The sequence below is a fragment of the Streptomyces sp. genome (assembly GCF_035563135.1).
GTDB lineage: Bacteria > Actinomycetota > Actinomycetes > Streptomycetales > Streptomycetaceae > Streptomyces.
The window spans coordinates 1-2887 of record NZ_DATMVN010000025.1 but is presented as its reverse complement, the minus strand read 5'-3'; the positions used below and the strand labels follow the sequence as shown (position 1 = coordinate 2887).

3 protein-coding genes and 1 pseudogene are annotated in these 2887 nt (G+C 71.6%); all 4 read left to right on the top strand.

What is annotated here, in order from left to right; translation table 11 throughout:
* Positions 1 to 117: pseudogene (locus tag VN520_RS01440) on the top strand (hydrolase); the annotation flags it as partial.
* Positions 118 to 415: 298 nt separating this feature from the next.
* Positions 416 to 1072, top strand: coding sequence for a sigma-70 family RNA polymerase sigma factor (locus tag VN520_RS01435; protein WP_033298180.1), 657 nt, complete (start codon positions 416 to 418; stop codon positions 1070 to 1072).
* Positions 1069 to 1404 (top strand): mycothiol system anti-sigma-R factor, encoded by a 336-nt coding sequence (gene rsrA, locus VN520_RS01430; protein WP_325744973.1) that lies wholly within the window; start codon positions 1069 to 1071, stop codon positions 1402 to 1404. The genes VN520_RS01435 and rsrA overlap by 4 nt, the downstream gene beginning before the upstream one ends.
* 139 nt (positions 1405 to 1543) lie before the next feature.
* A partial coding sequence (locus VN520_RS01425; protein ID WP_325744972.1) for an HD-GYP domain-containing protein occupies positions 1544 to 2887 on the top strand: 1344 nt, incomplete at its 3' end.

The following is a 2887-nucleotide window of genomic DNA, read 5'->3' as shown; positions in this document are numbered from 1 at the left end:
CCGTACGCGGATCATGGTTTCGCCGTGCCGAAGAAGGCACCGCTGACCCAGGATCAGGCGATGGACCTCCTCACCGGCGCGGTGGCCGGATGGCTGGACGGGCTCCTGACGGCGTAGCCGTCCTCAACACTTCCCGCGCCCGCGCGAGCGCCGGGAATGCGCCGTGCGGGACGGCTGTTGTGGGGGGTGTCGGTACAACAACGTCGTACGTCGAGAGGGAGTCCGTCGCATGGGTTCGACCATCTGCCCGAGCCGCTCGAACGCCACAGAGCTGGAGTGGACGGTGCTCCATGCGGCCAAGGGCACTCCGGCGCGTGTCCCGGGCGGAGCCGATCGGCAGCCCGCCCGGAAGCAAGGTCGACTATTCTCCGATGCGAGCGGGTCCGGTTTCGGTTCCGCCACATCGTTGGAGGAGGTGGGTCCGGTCACTGGGACCGACACAGGGACCGACGACGGCCGTGCGCAGGAGACGACTGCCGAGCGCAACGCGCGCTTCGAGCGGGACGCCCTCGGATATCTGGACCAGATGTACTCGGCCGCGCTGCGCATGACGCGCAACCCCGCGGATGCGGAGGATCTGGTGCAGGAGACGTATGCCAAGGCGTACGGCTCCTTCCACCAGTTCCGTGAGGGCACGAACCTCAAGGCGTGGATGTACCGCATCCTCACCAACACCTTCATCAACTCGTACCGCAAGAAGCAGCGGGAGCCCCAGCGGAGTGCCGCCGAGGAGATCGAGGACTGGCAGCTGGCGCGTGCGGAGTCGCACATGTCGACCGGTCTGCGCTCGGCTGAGTCCCAGGCGCTCGACCACCTGCCGGACTCCGACGTGAAGTCCGCGCTGCAGTCGATCCCCGAAGAATTCCGCATCGCCGTGTACCTCGCGGATGTGGAGGGCTTTGCCTACAAGGAGATCGCGGACATCATGGGGACACCCATCGGTACGGTGATGTCCCGGCTGCACCGGGGGCGCCGTCAGCTGCGCGGCATGCTGGAGGACTACGCGCGTGAGCGCGGGCTCGTCCCGGCCGGAGCCGGTGAGTCGGACGACAGGAAAGGCTCGGCCTCATGAGCTGCGGAGAGCCGCACGAGACGGACTGCTCAGAGGTTCTCGATCATCTCTACGAGTTTCTCGACCACGAGATGCCCGAGGGCGACTGCACCAAGTTCGAGGTGCATTTCGAGGAGTGCTCCCCGTGCCTGGAGAAGTACGGCCTGGAGCAGGCCGTGAAGAAGCTGGTCAAGCGCTGCTGCGGACAGGACGACGTCCCCGCTGACCTGCGTTCGAAGGTGATGGGACGGATCGACCTGATCCGCTCCGGGCAGACGGTGCCCGAGCAGGATGTGGCCGTGGGCGGCGCCGACCGTCCGGCCACCGCGGACCGCCCGGCCGCCGGGGAGTGACGGCCGCCCGCCCGTACGACGAGTGCTGAACTCCTGTCAGATCACCCGAATGTGGTAATCCGGTCCGTTCAGGCCCTGGTCCACCCCCAACTCGCTAGCCTGGCGCCTTCATTGACCAGGCCGGGGGCAGGTGGGGCGGGTGAGGGGCACACCGCGGGCAGCGCGCGTCTCCATCCTGTGCGCGGTGGTCTGCGCCGCGCTCTGCGCCCTTCCCGCGCTGCTCCCCGGGGCCGCGACCCCCTGGGGCGCCCTCTGTCTCCTGGCCGCGCTCCATCTGGCCTGTGAAATCCCCGGCCGCTGCCGCGTCTTCGGCAGCTCCGTGCCGGCCGGTGCCGGATCGTTCTTTCCGCTGCTCCTCGCCGCGGCGTTCCTGCTGCCGCCGTCCGCCGCCGCGCTGGTCGCCGTACCCGGCGCGCTCGCGGGCAGGGTGGACCACCCGCCCGTCGCGGCCCGGCGTGCCTGGCGTGCGGCCGAGCTCGCACTGACCGCGGGCGCGGCCTCCTGGACTTACGCGCTCCTGGGCGGCCCCGCCACGCTCGGCGGGGCCTCCGGGGGCGCCCTGCCCGACCTCCCGTACGCCCTCCTCCCCGCCTGCGCCGCCGCGCTCACCTTCAGCCTCGTGCTGGCCGCGCTGGACGGCGGCATCCTCGCCACGGCCGAGCGCGTGGCCGTCAGGCACGCCTGGCGCGGGCTGCCGGCCCGCTCCGTGGGGCCGCATCTGGTGCACGCGCTCGCGGGCCTGATGATGGCCGTCCTGTGGCGGAGCTCCTACGGGCCGCTGTCCGCGCTGGGCGTCCTGCTGCCGATGCACATCTCCTGCTGGGTCTTCGCGCAGTACCACCGCGGGCACGCCGCTCACCGCGCCACCGTCAGGGCGCTCGTCCAGGCGGTCGGCATCAAGGACGGCTACACCCGTGGCCACAGCGAGCGGGTGGGCCGCGCCTCCGAGCTGATCGCCCGCGAACTCGGTATGGAGGAGAGCCGGATCGAAGCTCTCCGGTTCGCCGGCGTCCTGCACGACGTCGGCAAGCTCGGCATCCCGACACGGGTCCTGCGCAAGGACGGGCCGCTCACCCCCGAGGAGCGCCGGGTCATCGAGCTGCATCCGGAGTACGGCCACGAGATCGTCCGGGGCATCGGCTTCCTGGACGAGGCGCGTGCCGCGATCCTGCACCACCACGAGCGGCTCGACGGCAGCGGCTACCCGTACGGCCTCGCCGGTGACGGGATCCCCGAGATCGCCCGGGTCGTCGCCGTCGCGGACGCCTTCGACGCGATGACCTCGACGCGCTCCTACCGGCGCGGGCGGCCCGTCCCCGCGGCCGTGGAGGAGCTGAGGCGCTGCGCCGGGAGCCAGTTCGACCCGCGCATGGTGCGGGCACTGGCGCGCGCCCTGGACCGCCACGGCTGGACCGCCGCGGACCGTACGGCCGCCCCGGACGAGGAGCCGCCCGGGGTGCCGGTGCAGCGGGCGGGCGTACGG